Origin of the sequence: Vulcanococcus sp., assembly GCF_044369115.1 — a bacterium.
In the GTDB taxonomy this organism is placed as follows: domain Bacteria; phylum Cyanobacteriota; class Cyanobacteriia; order PCC-6307; family Cyanobiaceae; genus Vulcanococcus.
The window spans coordinates 1-2,561 of record NZ_JBIPMN010000256.1; the positions used below are offsets into that span (position 1 = coordinate 1).

The following is a 2,561-nucleotide window of genomic DNA, read 5'->3' on the forward strand; positions in this document are numbered from 1 at the left end:
GGGTCCATGCCCCTGTCATTGCAGGGGCATGGACGGCGCCAGCTTTCGGGCGCGGTTGGCGGGTAATTGACGCCTGGTCAGGACGCTGAACGCCGTGCCCGTTTGCGGCGGTAACTCTCGCCACTTATTTGGACGATGGTGCTGTGATCCACCAGCCGGTCCACAGCAGCCACGGTCATCGCACTGGTAGAGAAGACGTTCTCCCATTCGCTGAACGGCTGGTTGCTCGTCACCAGCAGCGAGCGGCGTTCGTAGCGGTGCATCACCAGCTCGAACAGCACCGAGGTCTCGGCCTCGTCCTTGCGCACGTAGCCGATGTCGTCAATGACGAGCAGGCTGTAGCGATCGAGTTTGTTCAGCGCCTTGGCCAGGGCGTAGTCCGCCTTGGCCTGCTGCAGGTGCTGCACCAGGGCGGTGCCGGTGAAAAAGCGGGCTGAACGATCCAGTGCGATCAGGCTGCGGCAGATCCCCGAGGCCAGGTGGGTTTTGCCCACACCGCTGGGACCAAACAGCAGCAGGTTCTCAGCCCGATCGATCCAGCCGGTGTCATGGGCGAGCTGCTCGATCTGGCCGCGATCGAGATCCGGGATGGCCTCCCAGTCGTAGTCCGCCAGGGTTTTGGGCCAGGGCAGCTGCGCCTCATGCAACAGCCGCCGCAGCCGCGCCTGGTGGCGTTGCTGGTGTTCCTGCTCCGCCAGGACGTAGAGGTAGCTGGCTGGACTCCAACCGTCGGCCTGGGCCTGTTGTTCGGCCGCTTGCCACTGGCTGCGGAACTGTGCCAGGCGCAGCTGTTTCAACAGCGATGGCAGGGCACTCTCCAGTGCCGGCCGGCTGGGAGGTTCGACCCAGGAGTTCGTCATAGCTGCTCAGGTGATGTTCAGGGATGTCGAGTTGTGGCAAAGCCGTAAGGCCCCGCGGTGGCCGCAGGCCGTAGTGATCACGCAGGCAGCTGAGGCTGAGGTCGCCGCTGCGGAGTGCTCGGCGCAGGTACCGCTCCACACCGGCGAGGTCGTCCGTTTTGGCGGCGACGTGCAGCGCATCGACCATCACCTTGGCCGCCTCATCCGGCGGTAGGGCTGCCAGCAGTGCTCGCCATAACTGGCGCCATCGATCACCGGGGAGCAGGACGTTCTGCAGCTGGGCCCGCAGCAGTGCTCTGGGCTTACGGCGCAGACTCTCGATCACATGGCGGAAATCAATCCGCCGCCATGGACCACTCACCCCGGCGCGCCGATGCAAGCGCGGCAGGGTCTCCACGAACTGGCTGCGCAGGAACAGATCCAGCCGGTCATGGCGCAGATGCACCGTGAGTTGCTGACCGATCAGCCTTGAGGGGACGCTGTAGGTGACGCAACGCACCTCGATCGTGCTGGTGCTCCGCACCCGCACCACCAACGGCTCGTAATCGGCAAAGCGCTCCACCGGCAGCGGCTGCAGGTGCAACCGCTCGATCTCCAGCTTCCCGGCTACCTCATGGCGGCTGTTGAGCGTTGCCGTGACCTGTGCCACCAGCTGGCGGTACTCCGCCTCTGTCTCGAAATCCCTATTGCCGCGTTGGATCAGCTGCTGCTCCAGCCGCCGCTTCCAGTGGCGGTGCGGACCCTCGATCGCACCGTTCTCGTGGGCCACACCGCGGTTGTTGCGGCTGGCGATCACCCCCAGGTGGGCGCAGAGCTCGCGGTAACGGCTCGTGTAGTCGCCGGCATAGGAGCCGTCACGGTTGCGGAAGCAGGCGCTGAGGCTGTCGGTGCGGTGTTCTGCCGGTACCCCGCCGCAGAACGCAAGGGCATTCTGGAGAGCTTCTGAGAGAGCGACAAAGCTCTCCCCGCCGTGGATCACCTCCACATGGCACCAGCCCGAGTAGGGCAGGCGGAAGTGGAACAGCCGGTGCTCAAACGCCGCACCGGCGATGGTGATGGGATCACCCTTGAGCTGGGTGAAATCGGAGATCCCGAGCACACCGGGGCCGTGCTCCTGCAGGAACATCACGTCACGGCTGGGGCCGTGGAGAGCCTTCCACTGCTCAACCCGTCGCTGCAGGGTGCGCTTGCGGCGGTACCACTCCTGACCAGGGAAGCTGCGCTCCAGGTGCAGCAGCAGCGTCTGGGGTTCGAGCTGCGGTGCCTTCTCCAGCATGGGCAGCAACACATTCTCCCAGACCTCAGCCAGTGGATCGGCGCGGGTACGCCAATGGCGACCGCGCTGCTGCTGTTGGCCCTCGGGCTGCAACTCACCCCGGTCGATGCGCTGAGCACTGCGCACCGAAATCCCCACCGCATCCGCGGCGATCTGCTGGCTCAGGCCACGGGCCCGTTTGGCCATGTACTGCTCCTTGATCCGCAACGACAGAGGGGCGGGCATCGCGGGGCTCCAGTCCATGACCTGAGCCCTGTTGTCGCGTTCTGAGACCCGCCTATGTAGTTGCGCGGTCCCGCCTATCTAATCGTCGCCGAACAAGGCCTACACCGGCGGGATCTCCACCCGGAAGGTCGATGCTCTGGTGGAGGCGCTGGGCGGTGCCAGCGGTATCTCCAAATCCGAGGTGAGCCGTATCTGCCAGG

General features: G+C 65.3%; 1 protein-coding gene and 2 pseudogenes. 1 reads left to right on the forward strand and 2 read right to left on the reverse strand.

Features of this window, described 5'->3' with window-relative positions; translation table 11 throughout:
• Positions 1-77: 77 nt before the first annotated feature.
• Both istB and istA read right to left on the reverse strand, forming a co-directional pair.
• A pseudogene (gene istB / locus ACIQ2E_RS14105) lies at positions 78-737 on the reverse strand (IS21-like element helper ATPase IstB); the annotation flags it as partial.
• Entirely contained in the window at positions 640-2,361 is a 1,722-nt protein-coding gene (gene istA / locus ACIQ2E_RS14110) for an IS21 family transposase (RefSeq protein WP_398331893.1), read from the reverse strand. The gene istA and the pseudogene istB, both read right to left, overlap by 98 nt.
• 94 nt (positions 2,362-2,455) lie before the next feature.
• Between istA and ACIQ2E_RS14115 the strand changes: the two are divergent.
• A pseudogene (locus tag ACIQ2E_RS14115) lies at positions 2,456-2,561 on the forward strand (transposase); the annotation flags it as partial.

Bases quoted from the DNA above. Each gene is read 5' to 3' on its own strand.
- istA (WP_398331893.1), bottom strand. From the start codon at position 2,361: ATGCCCGCCCCTCTGTCGTTGCGGATCAAGGAGCAGTACATGGCCAAA.